The organism is Halomonas sp. DP5N14-9 (assembly GCF_019802175.1).
In the GTDB taxonomy this organism is placed as follows: domain Bacteria; phylum Pseudomonadota; class Gammaproteobacteria; order Pseudomonadales; family Halomonadaceae; genus Halomonas; species Halomonas litopenaei.
In genome coordinates, this window is the sequence record NZ_JAHVHR010000024.1 from 49621 (window position 1) to 66766 (window position 17146).

17 protein-coding genes are annotated in these 17146 nt (G+C 58.8%); 11 read left to right on the forward strand and 6 right to left on the reverse strand.

Annotation, left to right across the window (positions count from 1 at the left end):
- Positions 1–150 precede the first annotated feature (150 nt).
- Genes KUW00_RS13190 through KUW00_RS13200 form a run of 3 tightly spaced genes read left to right on the forward strand, consistent with a single transcriptional unit; the run spans position 151 to position 3943 of the window.
- Complete coding sequence (locus KUW00_RS13190) at positions 151–714, forward strand: RNA polymerase sigma factor (RefSeq protein WP_222569272.1); 564 nt, start codon at positions 151–153, stop codon at positions 712–714.
- Positions 711–2855 carry a vWA domain-containing protein gene (locus KUW00_RS13195; RefSeq protein ID WP_222569273.1) on the forward strand — a complete coding sequence of 715 codons (2145 nt, stop codon included), beginning with the start codon at positions 711–713 and terminating at the stop codon, positions 2853–2855. The genes KUW00_RS13190 and KUW00_RS13195 overlap by 4 nt, the downstream gene beginning before the upstream one ends.
- 53 nt (positions 2856–2908) lie before the next feature.
- Positions 2909–3943: a CHAD domain-containing protein gene (locus tag KUW00_RS13200; RefSeq protein WP_222569274.1), complete on the forward strand. Its 1035-nt coding sequence runs from the start codon at positions 2909–2911 to the stop codon at positions 3941–3943.
- A 60-nt stretch (positions 3944–4003) separates the two neighbouring features.
- On the opposite strand, the gene KUW00_RS13205 is transcribed toward KUW00_RS13200, so the two are convergent.
- The 5 genes from KUW00_RS13205 to KUW00_RS13225 all read right to left on the reverse strand — a co-directional run bounded on the left by KUW00_RS13205 (position 4004) and on the right by KUW00_RS13225 (position 7363).
- Positions 4004–4738 carry a ParA family protein gene (locus KUW00_RS13205; protein ID WP_124804312.1) on the reverse strand — a complete coding sequence of 245 codons (735 nt, stop codon included), beginning with the start codon at positions 4736–4738 and terminating at the stop codon, positions 4004–4006.
- Positions 4739–4958: 220 nt separating this feature from the next.
- The gene (locus KUW00_RS13210) at positions 4959–5258 is read right to left on the reverse strand and encodes a YqjK-like family protein (RefSeq protein ID WP_045993311.1); all 300 of its coding nucleotides are present in this window, start codon (positions 5256–5258) and stop codon (positions 4959–4961) included.
- A gap of 38 nt (positions 5259–5296) precedes the next feature.
- The gene (locus tag KUW00_RS13215; RefSeq protein WP_045993310.1) at positions 5297–5713 is read right to left on the reverse strand and encodes a phage holin family protein; all 417 of its coding nucleotides are present in this window, start codon (positions 5711–5713) and stop codon (positions 5297–5299) included.
- Positions 5713–6102, reverse strand: a complete 390-nt coding sequence (locus KUW00_RS13220; RefSeq protein WP_045993309.1) for a YqjD family protein — start codon at positions 6100–6102, stop codon at positions 5713–5715. The genes KUW00_RS13215 and KUW00_RS13220 overlap by 1 nt, the downstream gene beginning before the upstream one ends.
- Positions 6103–6238: 136 nt before the next feature.
- A complete protein-coding gene (locus tag KUW00_RS13225) occupies positions 6239–7363 on the reverse strand; it encodes a phospholipase A (protein ID WP_222569275.1) in 1125 nt (374 codons plus the stop codon).
- Positions 7364–7544: 181 nt separating this feature from the next.
- Between KUW00_RS13225 and mscK the strand changes: the two genes are divergently transcribed.
- Positions 7545–10949, forward strand: coding sequence for a mechanosensitive channel MscK (gene mscK, locus KUW00_RS13230; protein ID WP_261392162.1), 3405 nt, complete (start codon positions 7545–7547; stop codon positions 10947–10949).
- Between the two features lie 130 nt (positions 10950–11079).
- Here mscK and KUW00_RS13235 read toward each other — a convergent pair whose 3' ends face one another.
- On the reverse strand, positions 11080–11838 hold the full coding sequence (locus KUW00_RS13235; protein ID WP_222569277.1) for a TlyA family RNA methyltransferase: 759 nt from the start codon (positions 11836–11838) through the stop codon (positions 11080–11082).
- Positions 11839–12910: 1072 nt separating this feature from the next.
- Here KUW00_RS13235 and KUW00_RS13240 point away from each other — a divergent pair.
- The 7 genes from KUW00_RS13240 to KUW00_RS13270 all read left to right on the forward strand — a co-directional run bounded on the left by KUW00_RS13240 (position 12911) and on the right by KUW00_RS13270 (position 17138).
- Positions 12911–13255, forward strand: a complete 345-nt coding sequence (locus KUW00_RS13240) for a VOC family protein (protein ID WP_222569278.1) — start codon at positions 12911–12913, stop codon at positions 13253–13255.
- A complete protein-coding gene (locus tag KUW00_RS13245) occupies positions 13236–14366 on the forward strand; it encodes an SMEK domain-containing protein (RefSeq protein WP_222569279.1) in 1131 nt (376 codons plus the stop codon). The genes KUW00_RS13240 and KUW00_RS13245 overlap by 20 nt, the downstream gene beginning before the upstream one ends.
- A 138-nt stretch (positions 14367–14504) precedes the next feature.
- Entirely contained in the window at positions 14505–14852 is a 348-nt protein-coding gene (locus KUW00_RS13250) for a GFA family protein (protein ID WP_261392204.1), read from the forward strand.
- A 166-nt stretch (positions 14853–15018) separates the two neighbouring features.
- Positions 15019–15429 carry a VOC family protein gene (locus KUW00_RS13255; RefSeq protein ID WP_124804317.1) on the forward strand — a complete coding sequence of 137 codons (411 nt, stop codon included), beginning with the start codon at positions 15019–15021 and terminating at the stop codon, positions 15427–15429.
- A 157-nt stretch (positions 15430–15586) separates the two neighbouring features.
- Positions 15587–15940, forward strand: a complete 354-nt coding sequence (locus tag KUW00_RS13260; RefSeq protein WP_222569281.1) for a hypothetical protein — start codon at positions 15587–15589, stop codon at positions 15938–15940.
- Positions 15941–15969: 29 nt separating this feature from the next.
- Entirely contained in the window at positions 15970–16455 is a 486-nt protein-coding gene (locus KUW00_RS13265; protein WP_222569282.1) for a GNAT family N-acetyltransferase, read from the forward strand.
- Between the two features lie 146 nt (positions 16456–16601).
- Positions 16602–17138 (forward strand): GNAT family N-acetyltransferase, encoded by a 537-nt coding sequence (locus tag KUW00_RS13270; protein ID WP_222569283.1) that lies wholly within the window; start codon positions 16602–16604, stop codon positions 17136–17138.
- The last annotated feature ends 8 nt before the right edge of the window (positions 17139–17146 follow it).

The following is a 17146-nucleotide window of genomic DNA, read 5'->3' on the forward strand; positions in this document are numbered from 1 at the left end:
GACGTGGAGGCTTCCTGTTCAAGCGATGCCTGTCCGCCACTTTTTTTCTCAGCCGCCCAAGGAATCGGCTACCAGCGACGTCTTTACATGTAGATGCCCCCCTGTGGGCTGATGTGTATTTCCGAGAGCCCGACCGCGAGGAGCGGCCACTTGTCGATTCAAGAGCCCGAAACCCGGGCGCCAACGGATGTAGAACTGGTGAAGGGCGCCGCCGGAGGCGAGCGTGAGGCCTTTGCGTGCCTGCTGTCTCGCCACTACGACCGGATGTTTGCGCTGGCCTGGCGGCTGACTGGCAGCCGCGCCGAGGCCGAGGATCTGACCCAGGACATCTGTCTTGCGTTGCCCGACAAGCTAATCCGCTTCGATGGGCGCGCCGCCTTTACCACCTGGCTCTATCGGGTCGCGGTCAACGCCGCCCACGATCGTCGCCGGCAGCAAGCCACGCGGCGCAAGGCTGCCGAGGGCTGGGAGGCCTGGGAGCGTGGCCGACACCAGCGCAATCGACAGCGCGACGATGAACAGCGCTGGCTCGCCAGGGCGATGGCGACTCTATCGACTGACCTGCGTGACACCGTGGCGCTGTCCCTGGGCGAAGGCATGACCCAGGCGCAGGTGGCCGAGGTGCTGGAGGTTTCAGAAGGTACCGTGGCCTGGCGCATGAGCGAGGTGAAACGACAATTGAGCGCGCTGGCCCAGGCGGAGGAGGAAAGATGAGTGATGAGCTGAAGCGCCTCGAACGGGCCCTGTCATCGGCACCCGCGCCGGAGGCGGAGGTGAAGTCCGGGCATCTAAAGGCGGCGCTTGACCGGTTCGATCAACGTCAGGCCGCCGACCAAGAGTCCAACGCCGAGCCACGTCTCTCGGGGGAAGGTCGCGACGACATCAGGTCGCGGCCGCGTTCACCCCGGAGGGATGCCAGCATGAACCGATCGCTTAGCCACAGCCCGTCACACCGTCGCCCATTGCATCGTCGACCATCAGTAGCTGCCGCCGCCTCGCTGGCGGCGTTGTCACTGGGGCTTTACCTGCTGTGGCCCCAGGCCCAGGACTTCGACGCCATGACAGGGCCCGAGCCGAGCCAGGATGCCGAGACGGCCGTCTCGCTACCTCGAACTGCCAGCAAGCCCGAGTCTGCCCCTGAGTCGAACGAGGGCGAACGTCTGGCGATTGTGGCGAGCAAGACAGGACCGGTGGCAGACCAGATGATCGGTGACATGTCCCTTGATACGGCCGTCGTGACCGCTGTCGAGACGGAAAGCAAGTCTGCGGGGCAGGTCACTCAGTTGGCCGAGGCACCGAGGCTCTCTGTGTCGCGATCTCCCGCGCTCTCTTCTCCACCATCGACGTCGCTCTCTCCTTCGACATCGATGGAGATGCGCGGCCTGATGCCGAGTCAGGAGGTCGCACGGATAGCACCCTTGCCGAGCCCGGGACCTTCCGTCCAGGTGCCCACCGCCACCTCGGAAGCCTATCCCGAGTTCGACGCCTCGAGTGTCAGGGTGACCGCCGAGACGCCGGTATCGACCTTCTCGGTGGACGTGGACACGGCAAGCTACGCGGTGGTGCGTTCTTCGCTGATGCAGGGACAGTTGCCGCCGCCCCAGGCGGTGCGCATCGAGGAGATGATCAACTACTTCGGCTACGACTACCCCCAGCCGGACGCCGAGGCCTTTCGCCCGATGGTCGATGTCTTTGCCTCGCCGTGGAATCCCGAGCGTCAGCTGGTGCGCGTGGCGCTGCAGGGCAGGGCGGCCACGCCTGGCCCCCGCTCGCCGGTCAACCTGGTGCTGCTGATCGACACCTCCGGCTCGATGCGCTCGCCAGACAAGCTGCCCTTGCTCAAGCGCTCCATGGCGCTGTTGCTGGGTGAGCTGAATGACGACGACGAGGTCGCCATCGTCACCTACGCCGGCAGCGCCGGGGTGGCACTGGCACCGACTGAGGCATCGAACACAGAGGAGATCATGCAAGCGCTCGAGAGCCTGGCGCCCAGCGGCGGTACCGCCGGCGAAGCCGGCCTGAGCCAGGCCTATCGGCTGGCGGGGCAGATGAACGGCGAGGACGAGACGACCCGGGTGCTGCTGGCCACCGACGGCGATTTCAATCTTGGCCTGAGTGATCCCGAGGCGCTCGAGCGCTTTATCGCCGACCGGCGTGAGGGCGGCGTGTATCTGTCGGTGCTGGGCATTGGCCGAGGTAATCTCGACGACGCCGTGATGCAGTCGCTGGCCCAGTATGGCAACGGCCAGGCCGCCTATATCGACAGTCTGGCCGAGGCGCAGAAGGTGCTGGTGGACCAACTGGCGGCGTCGCTCGAGCCCATCGCCAACGACGTCAAGGTGCAGGTCGAATTCAATCCGGCGCGGGTGCAGGAGTACCGCTTGATCGGCTACGAGACCCGCGCGCTCAGGCGAGAGGACTTCCGCAACGACCGCGTCGATGCCGGCGACATCGGTGCGGGTCATCAGGTGACGGCGCTCTACGAGATTGCCCCGGTGGGCTCGAGCGCTGCCCTGACCCGGCCATCTCGCTATCAGCAGGGACAGCAAGTGACGGGGGGCCAGCATGACGAGCTGGGGCATGTGGCGCTGCGCTACAAGGTGCCGGGGGAGTCGCAAAGCCGCCTGATCGAGACGCCGATCTCGCCAGGCCTGACGACAGCCGACAGCGAGGCGTCCTTCGCCGCCGCCATCGCCGGCTTCGGCCAGCTGCTGGGTGACGATCGCTACCTGGGCGACTGGGGTTGGGATGAGGCTATCGTGCTGGCCGAGGCCAGCAAGGGCAAGGACCGCTACGGCTATCGCGCCGAGGCGGTACGCCTGATGCGCCTGGCCGGCGGACTGTCGGATCGCTGAGTTTCTGCGCTACGCTTGAATGCATCATCTATTTCTTGTTCAGGAGAGAGTGTATGGCCAAGGCGCTGGGACAACGGCGGCTGGGGACGGTGCTTGAAGCCGTCATCCTCGAGATGCTCGATGAGGCTCGTCAGGCCTATCCGCGCATCCAGGACCCCGAGGACAGCGAAGGGCTGCACGACTTTCGGGTGGCCTTGAGGCGCCTTCGCAGCACCATCAAGGAGTTTGGCGATCAGCCGGGGTTTACGATCGACAAGGCGCTGTTGCGCCAATTGACGGCGCTGGCGCGAGCCACCAACGACGCTCGCGACGGTGAGGTGATGCTGGCCTGGCTCGATAGTGTGGCCGAGACGACGGGAGCGCCGGAGCGTGGCGCCATCGGTTGGTGGCGGGAGCGCCTGGCGGCGCAGGTGGAACAGGAGTACGCCTCCATCGACGCCAGTGTGGCGGGGTTTCCGCTGCTCGACACCCGCCTGCGCGAGGCTGCCGGCAAGGCCGCTCTCAAGGACAAGGGCAAAGACAAGGACAGCAAGAAGAAGGACAAGAACAAGGACAAGAAAAAAGGCAGCAACAAGACCGGCAGGGAGCCGCGGTTTGGTGACGCCTCGGCCCAGGTACTGGCCCGGCTTGGTGAGGGCTGGCTTGAGGAACTCGCCGCGGTAAAAGGGCGTGAGGAAGAAGAGACGCTGCACCGGCCGCGTATCACCGGCAAGCGACTGCGCTACCTGCTGCGACCCTGGCGGGAACAGGGCGAGGTCTTCGCCGAGCTCGAGGAAGAGCTGAAGACGTTTCAGGATGCCTTTGGCGATCTCCACGACGACCTGGTGAGGGGCGACGTCCTGACCACGGCGGCGCTCTTGCATACCGAGGAAGAAACCCTGGATCGCCTGGAGGCAGCGCTCGAGCAGGCCTCACCCAGGGCCACCGCGCCTCGCCATCTACGCGGCTTCATGCTGCTGCACGCGCACCACGAGGCGCAGACAGAGCAGAATCTCAAGCGAGTGCAGGCGCTATGTCGCAAGCCGCGCCTGGAGCGTCTCGAGGCCAGGATCAATGAGGCCGTGACACTGATGAAGGCGCCGCAATAGCGCTGAAACAGACCGCGGGCGGAACTGAGGGCGCCCAAGAACAAGCCTCGGGCCGTTCAATCAGGCCAGGCGCTGTTCGATCTCCTTCCACAGGCTGGCGTAGGCGCGGCACGCTGGGGTATAGGGGGCAAAGTGGCGTACTGGGGCGCGCTCAAGCCCCATGCGCTCCACCGCACTGGCCGCCGGGATGACGCTGGACAGCCGCAGCGGCCAGCGCTTGCCGAAGCTTTCCATCACCTCGCGATGCATGGTGCGGCGCCGATCGGCCAGGGTGATGAAGGGCCACAGCGGGCAGACCAGGTCCTGGTCGTCGAGGAAGGTCTCGAGTTGCTCCAGGGTGCGTAGCGAAAGGGTGGAAGGCACCACCGGCACCAGCAGGGCGTCGACGCTGGTGAACATGTTCTCGGACATGTGGGACAGCGTCGGTGGGCAGTCCAGGATGACCAGATCGTACTCGTCGCGTACCTTGCCGAGGATCTGACGCAGATGACTGGAGCCATGATGCTCGAGCAGCTGGTCCATCTCGCGGGAGTCCAGCGAGGCCGGCAGCACATCGAGGCCATCCACGTTGGTCGAGCGGATGACCTTGTTGAAGGCCGCCTTGCCTTTCACCAGCTTCTCGACGCCACCGCGGATCTTGGGCTTGATCTTCAGATAGAACGTCGTTGCCGCCTGGGGATCCAGGTCCCACAGCAGCACCCTGTGGCCACAGGCGGCGGCTTCGCAGGCTAGATTGACCGCCGACGCCGTCTTGCCCACGCCCCCCTTGATGCTGTAAAGCGACAACATCCGCATCGCAATTCGCCCCGTGAATTTGATGAACTAGAACAACGACTTTAGCACAGCTTTGTGCAGTGAATGGCGTTGTTCACCAGGGGATATTGACGTTGTTTTGTATACGGTCTTGGTAGTCGCTGCAACAACAAACTTTCTTGGCTGAAGGTTGGGGCGCTGAAGGTCTGGGCGCAGAGGGGCTGGGTGCTGTAGAGCTGGACAGTGGGGTGGCGGTGTCCTGTCAGCGCTTGACCAGGCGCCTGACGCGCTGGATGGCGAGACCGGTCACAACCAGCTTGCGACCCCAGCGAGCCAGTCGGCCGGGGTGGCGCAGCACGGGAATCAGCGCCGTGCCGGCGGCAAGCAGGGCCGGCGTACGATAGCGACTAAGCGCCTGCCAGCCGGCGTCGATGCGCTCTCCGGCAAGATGGAAACGGCGCGAGGCCAGCAGGATGTCCAGCCGCTGCTGTTCGATGGTGGCCTCGAGTTCGGCCTTGCGCTCGGCGCGAGAGGGGCTCGCACGGCGGTCATCGCGGCTCATGGCATTGCTCCCTGACGTGTCGGCAGAAAGATGGCGGCTCATCGACGATGTGGCTCATCGACGTCCGGCCGCATCGATTCTTCGGCAAGCTCTCGATCCAGTGCCAGGTGCTTCAAGGTGCTGACCAGCAGCGTGCGACGGCGTGCCAGGCGCATTGCCGCCAGGGCCAGCCCGACGCCTCCTGCCAGAAGCACCGCCGCGCATACGGCGATGGCGGTAAGCCGGAAGGAGTTCCAGAACAGCACCACGACGAAGGCCGTCAGGGTGGCGATGCCGAGCATCAGCAGCACCATGCTCAGCCCCAGCAACAGGGCTAGGGTTACCAGTCGAGCGCGTTCTTCCTCGAGTTCCAGAACGGCGAGACGCAGGCGCGTCTCGCCGGTGGCGATCAGGGTCGAGAGGACCCGCTTGCCCGCCCCGAATAGCCGTTGTGCCGGTCCTTGGCTGTCTGCCATCAGCGCCGCCCGATCAGCATACCGACGATGCAGCCGACGGCAGCACCGATGCCGATGCTCTTCCAGGGGTTGTCGTGGACGTAGCGATCACAGGCATCGACCTGGTCGGTGACGCTGTCGCGGGTCTGACGATAGACGCGCTCTCCAGTGGCTTCGAGGCGAGCACGGGTATCCTTCAGTCGCGCTTCTGCCTTGCTGCGCCATTCCTTGACGGTCTCGCTGGAGTCGTCGGCGGTGGCGCTCAGCAGGTCCTCGAGGGTGCTCGACAGCTGCTTGAGGTCGTCCCTGAGTTGCTCGGTGGAGGCGCTGGAGCTGCTGGTGTCCGCGTCGCTTGCAGCGCTCTTGGCGTTGGACTTGCTGGCGGTGGTGCTGGAGCTTCGTGTAGCCATCGTGTCTTCCTTTGACGCAGGTGGATTAACGGTACCAAAGATGAATCTTTACCCGTTCATGCTCGCATCAGAATAGCAGTCACGGCAATGGCCGGCGGCCGACTGTGCAAAGAAGCACAATTGGCCGCCGCCGGCATCACGGATTGAAGCTGCCTGCCGAGAACAGCGGGTTAAGGCTGAAGCCGATACCCAGGCGGTTCACCCGCTCGTCGTAGTCGATAAGGCTCTCGCCGTAGCCATAGTAGTACTGCACGTGCCCACGCACCTTGCCGAACAGCGGCCAGGAGTAGTCTAGCTGGGTGCCGTAGTTGCCTTCGTCGGGATTGCCGCGCATCAGCAGGCTGGCTTCGTGGGTGTCGAACATCTGCCGGGCCACGGTGACGTCGGCATAACCCACGTAGTCCTCGATGTCGGGGTTGTCGTCATCACTATCGTCTTCCGGGATGCGCCAGAACGGCGAGACTGCCAGCGCCCACTCGTCGTTGACCCAGGCAGTGGTGCCGATGACGCGGTTCCAGCTGCGTGACAGCGGGTCCGAGCGACCATTGGACTGGTGATTGAGCGAGATGCGGTTGTTGACGTTGGTCCAGCCCCACAGGGTGGTGTCGTTCTGGAAGTCGATGAAGAACTCAGGCTCGTAATTGGTCTCGCGAAACGGCGAGGACTCGTCGCTGTTGTAGGCCTGCCACCAGCTCTTCTGGGTGTAGGCGAAGTAGAGGTCGGCGTTGTCCAACAGCACGTCCTCGGCGATGTTGAACTTGGCACTGAACTGAAACTTGAGTTCAGTGTTGTCCATGTCGGCATCGTCTTCACCGGCACGAAAGGCGTCGGAATTCGGGTTGGTGTTGTAGCTGATCGGCAGGATGTAGTTGCGCCGGTGGGTGGTGATCGAGAACGGATTGCTCTCGGACTCCTGCTCCAGCTGACGACGCTCCTCGACGGTCTCCTCGATGGGCTTGCCCGAGGCACGTGCAACGATCTCCTCGGAGGCGGGCAGACCGGTGGTGTCGGGGGCTTCGGCGTTGACCGTCGATGAAGTGCCGGCGCTACTGACGGCCACGGCCTGTGCACCCTCGCGCTGGGCCTCGTCATCGTCGAGTTCATTTTCCAGCTTGGCGAGCTCAGCCTTCAGGGCCTCGATACGCGCCTCCTTGGCCGCGCGCTCGGCGTCGGTCAGGCCGCCGTCGGCGACGGCCTGTCCGCTGATGGCAAGCGCCAACAGGGAAGGGAACAGGGAGGAACGGACGGCGGGGCGGGTCATAGGGTGAATCCATTCGACAGGTTGAGGCGTTGTTCTACCATGGCGGCGCAGCGAGTCAACTTCGTGGAAGAATCTTGCACTGGATTGCCATACTGACACACTGGGTTGAGAATCTCGCCTCCTCCACGCTGCGACAGGAAGTTCTCTTAAGATGCCCAGCTCGCCTTCTTCGTTTTTCCGAATGCTCCCCCTCTTGCTGGTGTTGCTGCTGTCTCTGCTGTCGGTATCTGCGGTGGTGGCCCAGGAAGCGCCCGAGAAGAGGCTGCCGGACAAGCAAGAGCTGCAGTCGCGCCTTGACGAGCGCGTCGCCAATGCCAGCGATCCCCCAAGCGCCACGGCGCAGGAAGAGATCGATGCGCTGTCCGAGGCGATCGACGCGGTGGAGAAGCTGGCCGAGGTCGAGCGAGACCTGGAGAGTCTCGAGCGACGTATCGAGGAGGCACCCGAACGGCTGGCGGCGCTGGAGGAAGCGCTGCGCCAGAGTGAAGAAGGCGAGTCGCACAATCTGGCTGAGCTCGAGGGGCTGAAGATGCCGGCCGTCGAGCAACGCCTGAGCGACGCCACCCGAGTGCTGCAGTCGACCCAGGATACCCTGACCAGTGTGCAGAGCCAGTTGCTGGGGGCCCAGACGCTCCCGGAGCGGGCGCAACAGGCCATCACCGAGGCCAATCGGGAGATGGATGAGGCGAGGGTCAAGCTCGAAGACCTCAATCGTCGTGACGTGCCGGAAGATGCCCCCTTGCGGGTGGCGGCGCGGGCGCGCCAGGCTCTGGCCGAGGCTCAGCTCGAGCTGCACCAGCGTCAGCTCAATACCAATACACGTATGCGTGAGGTGCTGCAGCAGCGCCTCGCGCTGTTGAAACTGGAGGCGGCAAGCGAGGAGGCCTGGGTCTCCGCGCTGCAGGGTCGGCTCGATCGACTGCGCCGCGAGCAGACCGAGCGGGCCATCGCCGAGGCGGTACGCGATGAGCCAGAGGCCATCTCACGGCATCCGGTGATTCAGGCGGCCCAGACCACCAACCGTCAGCTCTCCAGGGACTTGCTCAACGCCACCTCGCGAGCCAACGATCTGGTGCGTGATGGACTCGAAGTGCGTCGCCAGCTCGAACGGGTGCGTCGCCTGCAGCAGGGGCTGACCCAGAACATCGAGGCGGTGCGCGGCAGTGTACTGTTGTCGCGCATCCTGCGTGAGCAGCGCGGATCGCTGCCCGAAGTGCAGCCACGGCCGGGCCTGCGTGACGAGATCGCCGATGTACGCCTGGCGCAGTTCGAACTCGACAGCGAACGCGACGCCTTGCGCTCCCCGGAGGCACTGGCAAGGGAGGTGTTGGCGCAGGCCGAGGTGGTTGAGCCCGAGCCCCTGGTGGAGCCGCTGGTGCAGCTGTTCAATTCTCGGCGTGAGCTGATCAGCCAGCTTGAGCCCACCTACGGTCAGATCCTCACGGCTGCCATCGATATGCAGCTCAACCAGCAGCAGTTGCTCGACATCAGTGCGCAGTTGCGCACCAGCATCGACGAACAGCTGTTCTGGGTGGCCAACGCCAGGCCCATCGATCTCGGCTGGCTGATGAAGATCCCCCAGAACCTGATGATGGAGTGGCGGGAAGGCGAGTGGCGCCAGATCCTGCCTCACAACTGGCGCTGGCCGGGGCCTGGTGCCTGGGTAGCGGTCCCGGTACTGCTGGTGGTGTTGCTGCTGCTGGCGCTCAGGCGCGCGATCATGCGTCGCCTGGTCACCCTGCACGACCAGATCGGTCGACTTCGCTACGATTCTCAGCTGCATACGCCCAAGGCGGTGGCATTGAACGCCCTGGTGGCCGCACCGGGACCGCTGTGCCTGGTGGCCTTCGGCCTGCTGTTGACCTTCGGTGGCTCCGAGGTGGCAGCGGATGTCGGCTACTCGGTACTGCAGCTTTCACTGGCCTGGGGCGTGGTCGCCTGGTCGCGTCGCCTGCTGGTCAGCGACGGCGTGGCGACACGTCATTTCCACTGGCCGGTCAAGTACGTGGGCAAGCTGCGCTGGTGGCTTTTGTGGCTTGGCGTCAGCATGGCGCCGGTGCTGCTGATCGCGCCGCTTGCCAGGGACGCTGCGGTGACGTTCAACCAGCGCCCGCTGGGGCTCGGACTGTTGCTGCTGGGGCTAATTGGGATGAGCGTGGCGCTCAGCAAGCTGATCATGGCCCACACCCCCTTCTTCGGGGTGAAGCTCTTTCGTCTGGTGCTGGGGCTGGCGCTGGCGATGGTGCCGGTGGTGCTGGGTGGTGCCGTGCTTTATGGCTACGTCTACTCGGCGTTGAGTCTGGTCAGCCGCTTCGTGATCTCGTTGTACCTGCTGGGCGTGTGGATCCTGGTCGAGGCAGCGGTGGTCCGCGGACTGGCGGTGGCGGCCCGACGCCTGGCCTATCGTCGTGCGCTGGCTCGCCGGCGAGCCCTGGCCCAGGACGACAACGACCGTGGCCTCGATATCGTCGAAGAGCCGCCGCTGGACATGGAGCAGGTCAACCAGCAGTCGCTGAGGCTGTCCAAGCTGCTGCTGACCATCGGCTTCGCCGCCTTGCTGTATCTGGTCTGGACCGACTTTCTCGGGGTCATCGGCTACCTCGATAACGTCACCCTGGTGGAAGGTGCCACCGGAGAGGGTGGCGAGGCGCTTGAGGACAACCTGAGTGTCGGCGACGTGCTGGTGGCCTTGTTCATCGCCGGGGTGACCATGATGCTGGCGCGCAACCTGCCGGGTCTGCTCGAGGTGATGGTGCTGTCGCGCCTGGAGCTCAAGCAGGGCAGCGCCTACGCCATCAGTTCGCTGTTGTCATACACCATCGTCGGCACCGGTACGGTGATGACCCTGGGCGCACTCGGGGTGTCATGGGCCAAGTTGCAGTGGCTGGTAGCGGCGCTTGGCGTGGGTCTCGGTTTCGGTCTTCAGGAGATCTTTGCCAACTTCATCTCGGGTCTGATCATCCTGTTCGAACGGCCTGTACGCATCGGCGACACCATTACCCTGGGCAACCTCACCGGCACGGTGAGCCGGATTCGCATCCGCGCGACCACGGTCACCGACTTCGATCGCAAGGAGATCATCATCCCCAACAAGACCTTCGTCACCGACCAGTTGATCAACTGGTCACTGTCGGACAGCGTGACGCGGGTGACGTTGAAGTATGGGGTCAGCCACGACGCCGATCGCAGCCTGGTGCATCGCCTGCTGGAGCAGGCCGCCGAGGAGAACGAGCGGGTACTGTCCGATCCGCCCCCGGAGATCTACTTCATGGCCTACACCGCCAGCACCATGGAGTACGAGTTGCGCATCTACGTGAATGCCCTGGGGGATCGACTGCTGGCCACCGACGAGCTCAATGGCCGCATCGGCGACATGTTCTCCGAGCATGGCATCCGTATCGCCTTCGACCAGCTCGATGTACACATTCGACGCTCGGGGCAGCGCGACGTGTGGAAGGGCGTGCATCGGGTCAAGGGCGACCCTCAGGAAGGCCACCCGCCCCCCGGGGCCAAGGGTGACCCGGGTGACGTCGGTATCGGGGATGGCGGCGGCAGCGATGGGGGCGGTGACGCCGGCGGGCGCTGAGGGCGACCGACCGCGGTCGCTGGCGAAAGGCTACATGGTCTGCTGCATGGCCCGTTGCATAGCCATGCTGCATGGCACGTTGCATGGCATGTCGCATAGCTCGTCGCATGACACGTCGCACAGCCTATCGCTAGCGCCGGCGGGCCTGCAGCAGAAACTCGCGATTGCCGTCGCCGCCGAGGATTGGGCTTTCCTGCCAGTGCAGGATCTCGAAGCCGACCGAGGCGCAGCAGTCGCGGGTGCGCTGCTCGACCTCGGCGTAGCGGCGGGGGTCGCTGACCACGCCTCGCTGATCCACCGCACCAGGCCCCAGCTCAAACTGGGGCTTCACCAGCGACAGCAGCAGGGCGTCCCGTGCCAGCAGCGTCGCCAGCTCGGGCAGAATCAGCGTCTGCGAGATAAAGGACACATCCATCACCGCCACCTCCGGCCGACCGATTTTCTCCATCAGCGTCATGAGTTCGCGGCTGTCACTCAAGTGGCGTGCGTTGAGCCCCTCCAGACAACTGACGCGGGCGTCGCCCCGCAGGCTATCATCGAGCTGACCGTGTCCCACCTCGATGCCGATGACGTGACGCGCGCCGGCGGCCAGGGCGCAGTCGGTAAAGCCCCCGGTGGATTGGCCCACGTCCAGCACCAGGCGACCATCCAGTGACAGTTCCAACGCCGAGAGCACCGCCTCCAGCTTGAGTCCGGCGCGGGACACATAGCGCTCCTCCGGGTCTTCTGCGACCACCAGAGCGAGGTCGTCGGGGCACTTCTCCCCGGGGCGTGTCAAAACCTTGCCGTCATCCCGGCGGGAGACACGGCCGTGGCGGATCAACCGCTGGGCGCGGGTGCGAGAGCGAACCAGGCCCTGGCTGACGAGGAGTTGGTCGAGACGTGGCATGGGGTGTCCTGTGGCGCCTTGGTCGGGCTGTCTGGAGTTCAGGCAGAAAATGCCGGCGCATTATGCCACGGCGAGGCCCCCGTGGGCGCGCACACCAGTCTCAAGCGCTATGAGCCGTCAACCACAGCCGTCCCCGCAGCTTTCCATCATATTCTGTCAGTTTCTACTCGCTAACCTGTTGTTCGCCTCTGGCTAGCACTCGTCTCCTTTCGACACCGACTAGTTTCGATACCGCCTAGGCTCTCACTACGTAGGGGACTAACCATTTTTAGCGCCACCTTCCGGTCGAAATGTCCAGGATCACAGACTATGCTGAAAATCAGCAAGTTTAATTAGGATCGCACAAGGCGACAGGTTCTGTGCGGAGTTGCGACAAGTGGCGGCGAGACAAGCAGTACGGTGCGACAAGCAGTACGGCACGGGCGTGCTGTTCGAAAGACAGCATCAGGTGACAAGGCATAACCACAAGTCGGCGGTCTCTATGTCATGTCACACCACGCGCAGCACCCAGTCCCTACCGAACTTGTGACTTCTTCCCGCCAGAGAGTGATGACGTCGCCACCTTGAAGTTAAGGGGAGGGACTTGCACGGGTGGCATGTCCCCCCGGTAGGGTGCTCGAACGGTTCTTTTCACTGTGCCCCATCGCCAGCTCTGCGCCACCTGATTAACAATGACTGATTGCCCGTTGGAGGGACGTCAACAAGGGCCTCCTGATGGTGCTGCAGCGCTCGTTCTAATATGGATTTATATACAGTATATCTGGCTGCACACCGAGGGCTGGCAGAGAATGCTGAAAGTGGGTGCTCACTTAGTGCGCATAGTCTCAATTTGTTGTCTGGAAAAACAAAAGGATAGAGAAAAGCCGCGAAGCAATATGCGGCACGGTTATCGGAAAAAATGAGCATGCACGTTTTCAGATTTCGCGAATTGACGGAGAAGTGAAACGACCCGTGAGGTTTCAATTGGATAAACGGAAACTTTGCGGGATCAGTCGCGGGAAATTTGAGCACGCCTACGATTAAAAATGTTAGGCAGCATAGTTGGTGATTCACTTTTACGAAGGATGCAGTTTTGAAGATTCAATACCTAGAGATCGTAACGAACGATGTGGATTCTGTATGCGCTTCCTATGGTAAAGCGATAGGAGCTCAATTCAGCGCTGGAGAAGAAAGTCTTGGCAATGCTCGACTCGCCAAACTTGATGATGGAGGCCTGATCGGGGTCCGGGCACCTTTACGCAGTGATGAAGATCCGGTGGTCCGCCCCTATTGGCTGGTTGATGACATTGAGACTGCAGTTAAGGAAGTCGTTGAAGCAGGAGGCCAGATCGCTCACCCTCCCCTTGAGATACCCGGCTTCGGAACTTTCGCTATCTACCTTCAGGGTGGCAACAACCATGGACTCTGGCAGCTATAGCGGCAGCCTAACAATACGATTAACTTCGCGCCTTCGGCGCCGGACAACGGCTGCGCCGTTGCCGGTTATCTATGGCGTTACATTTCACAATCAGCTAAGTAGTAATCATATGGATATCAGAAGAGAAAATGCACTAAAAGTATTAGCAGAAAGATTTTCAACTTTTTCAAATGTTGTGACCATTCAAAATAAAGCGGGATTCAATGACATCAATAAGAGTGCCGAAAGACTTTTTATTAATGTTTTAAATATCGCTTACAACCTACATCTGAGAGATATGAACGCAATTCAAGATAATTACCCAGCTATAGATTTAGGTGATTACGATTCTAGAACGTGTATACAAGTTACGTCGGAATCTACGATTCAAAAATTCAGAAACACAGTTTCAAAGTTTAAAGAAAAACAATTAGATCGTGATTTTGATAAATTGATCTTTCTAATTATTTCAAATAAAGATCTATGTTCTTTAACAGATCGAGATATTACTACCAGCGTAATAAATCTGAATGACTTATACAAAGCTATATCTGTCCTACACGATAGAGATATTTTTTTTATAGAAAGCTACTTAGCAGAAAACTTAGTTAGTAGAGTTGAAAAATCTGATAGCATTCTTCCTTCGGGACTAATGGCATCATATTCAGCACCAACGCCAAATGCTTTGATCTCTTTTTTAGGGTTTGAAGATGAACCTGAATATAGAGAGAAATTATTAAACGATCTTAAATCACTTGCACAAATACTATTAAACCTGACCAGACACCAAAGAGAATACCTATTCTATGTTGTTGGGCAAGGTCAGTTTGCCCGTAATCTTTATGGGAATTTAGATGAAAATAATATTGTCATGCCCACAAGCCAAGTAGGTCAAGTATTTGGAGATTATGGTTATCAGATATTTCAAGTTCTGAAAGCTCAAGACCTATTGTTTGTAAATGATGAGTATGATCCACACGGAGATGATAGATATATCGGGGTTCTTGAGCCTTATTTCAGAGGTGAGCTAGATGATACAAATCTCTTTTGTGCGCTAAAAAGCTTCTGCAAAGGTGATAACAACAAACTCAGAAGAATCATTTTAGATTGTGATTTTTCAGATCTTAAGTAGTAAAATGTAACAAGTGGTTCCAGGTGACGCCTACGGCGCACCTGAACCAGGCGTTAGGCCGCACGGATGCGTACTGCTCACTGGAGGCAATGAATGGCCACATACAACGGTGGTTGCCTATGTGGTGCCGTTCGAATTATGGCATCAGGCCAGCCTTATCGCGTCGGCCTGTGCCATTGTCTTGACTGCCGCAAGCACCATGGTGCCCTCTTTCACGCTTCCGCCGTTTTTCCCAGAGACGCAGTCATGATCGATGGCGAGACCAGAAACTATGAGGAGCGTCATTTCTGCCCACAATGCGGCTCATCGGTCTATTCGTGCAGCGCAGATGAAATCGAGGTCAATCTAGGTTCGCTGGACTTTCCTGATCAACTAACCCCGACCTACGAACTCTGGACGAGCCGTCGAGAGTCTTGGTTGCCGGCGTTTCCATCTGTCCGGTGCTACACCCAAGATCGTGACCCCACGAGCCGTGTTGAAGAATAGGCCGCCGATGAATCGTCGCGCTTCTTTTCACAATCATCAAAGGTTGAGCCAGTGTGGCCTAACCAGTTGCTGTAGGGGACGTTTGACCCGTCACCCGCTTTGCTATCGCAAAGCGCAAATGCCCCTGAGTTCAGGTGTTAGGCTCCATGATCCACGGAGGAATTGAGTGGAAATCAAGTGTATTGCAGGCTTTGCATCAATTACCAAAGACCCTGCGGCAAGTACGTCCTTATATGAGGATGCGCTAGGTCTGCCGCTAGAAAAGATGGACGATTATCGTTTCATGGATAAATTCCCAGGAGCGAATCATTTCGGGGTATGGCCCCTCGCGATGGCGGCCCAATCTTGTTTTGGGCAGGAGGAATGGCCTGACCATGTTCCTGAGCCGACAGCTACAATTGAATTTGAGTTGGCGGACCCAGCTGCAGTGGAAGCGGCAGTGAAAGAATTGAAGGAAAGGGGGCAGGAGTTCGTTCATGAATCCCGGACTGAACCTTGGGGGCAGACAGTTGCAAGGTTTATGAGCCCCGAGGGAGTGTTGGTAGGTCTGAGTTATGCGCCATGGCTTCATGAATAAGAGCCTAACCATAGCATCAACGCGGACTGGCTTTTCCGCTGACGCTGAAAAGCCAACCGGTTACGCTGGGCGTTATGTGTAAGAGGAGAGATTGTGCCCACTCCCTATAATATGGCATTTGCTTGTTTGACTTGCAGGAAGTCTTTCAAACGTAGGTATGATTTTTTCTGCACAATGTCCAAGTGAACTCACTTGTCCTGATTGTGGTGGAGAAGCACACAATTTCGGTCGGCATTTCAAATCACCAAAAAAATCCGGTCTGAAACAATGGGAAAAAGTAGCCTTTCTATTTGATCATGGCTTCAGGTTTCAAAAAATAAGAATTGGCCCGGGGCATCATGATGTAATTCCTTACCCAGACACTTTGGATCAGGCAAAAGAATTCGTGGTCAAATACAAAGACTATGCGTATAAATCAGGAAAAACACATAACCAGGTCATGCACACGACCTTCGGTAACTCACACCTTTTATGCATTCACAGAAATGCCGAAAGTTACCTCGGCCTGTGATGGCGGCGTCATGTTCTAAGAGAAAAATCATGATCAGGGAAATCACTAAAGCCGATTTCGAGTCGTTTTGGCCAACATTTTCAGCGGTTATTCAGGCTCAGGAAACCTATGCCTTCGACCCCGATATGACATTGGAACAGGCATTTGATCTTTGGTGCGAATCCCCATTGAAAGCTTTTGTTTTTGTAGAAAATGACGTCGTTTTGGGCTCTTACTACATTAAACCAAATGCAATGGGGCCGAGTAGCCATATATGTAACTGTGGATACATGGTCTCAAGCGAAGCGAGAGGTAAGGGCATTGCACGACTTATGTGTGAACATTCGCAGGAAACGGCGCTAAGTCTCGGTTTTGACGCGATGCAATTTAACAGCGTTGTTTCTACCAATGAAGTTGCCGTGAAGCTTTGGGAGAAGTTAGGGTTTCATATCATAGGTAAAATCCCTAAGGCATATAATCATGCTCATCTAGGGTTAGTTGATAGCTACGTCATGTACAAATGGCTACGAACATGACAAAGCGTTCAAGGCAGGTTTCCAGCGCTCGGCATTTTGGTTTTATTTGAATTTTGTGTTTTCGGAATAATGGTTAAAGTATGGTGGCGTCGTTGAGTGCTACTTAACTCGGTGCTGTATTCCAGTCATTGTTTATAAGGAGAGTTATGCAATTAGAAATAGATGGTTATTACTTGCGTTCATTGGATGTAGGAGATTCTGAAGCATTTTATAAATGGTCCCGAGACCGTGAAGTGACTCTCTATATTCTTTCTTTGTACGCGTATCCTCAGTCAAGGTCAGATATAGAGAAGTGGCTTTTGGTTATAAACTCTAATGCTAAGAATGTATCTTTCGGGATATGCAGTAAAGATGATGATCGGATAATTGGCTATGCTGGTCTATCCTCAATAAGCGCTCTAAATCGAAGTTGCGAGTATTTTATTCTGATAGGCGAAAAAGATTATTGGTGTAAGGGTGTCGGTACATCAATAACAAAAGTAGTCACAGACTATGCTATACGAACTCTAGGATTGCATAGAGTACAACTCACGGCGAGTTCTCTTAATCAAGCTGCGATCAGAGCTTATGCTAACGCAGGTTACCAACACGAAGGTGTGATGCGACAGTCAGGTTTTCGTAATGGTAATTTCGTAGATAAAGTATTAATGTCCGTTTTATCTACGGAGTGGGAAGGTATATAACAATGTCG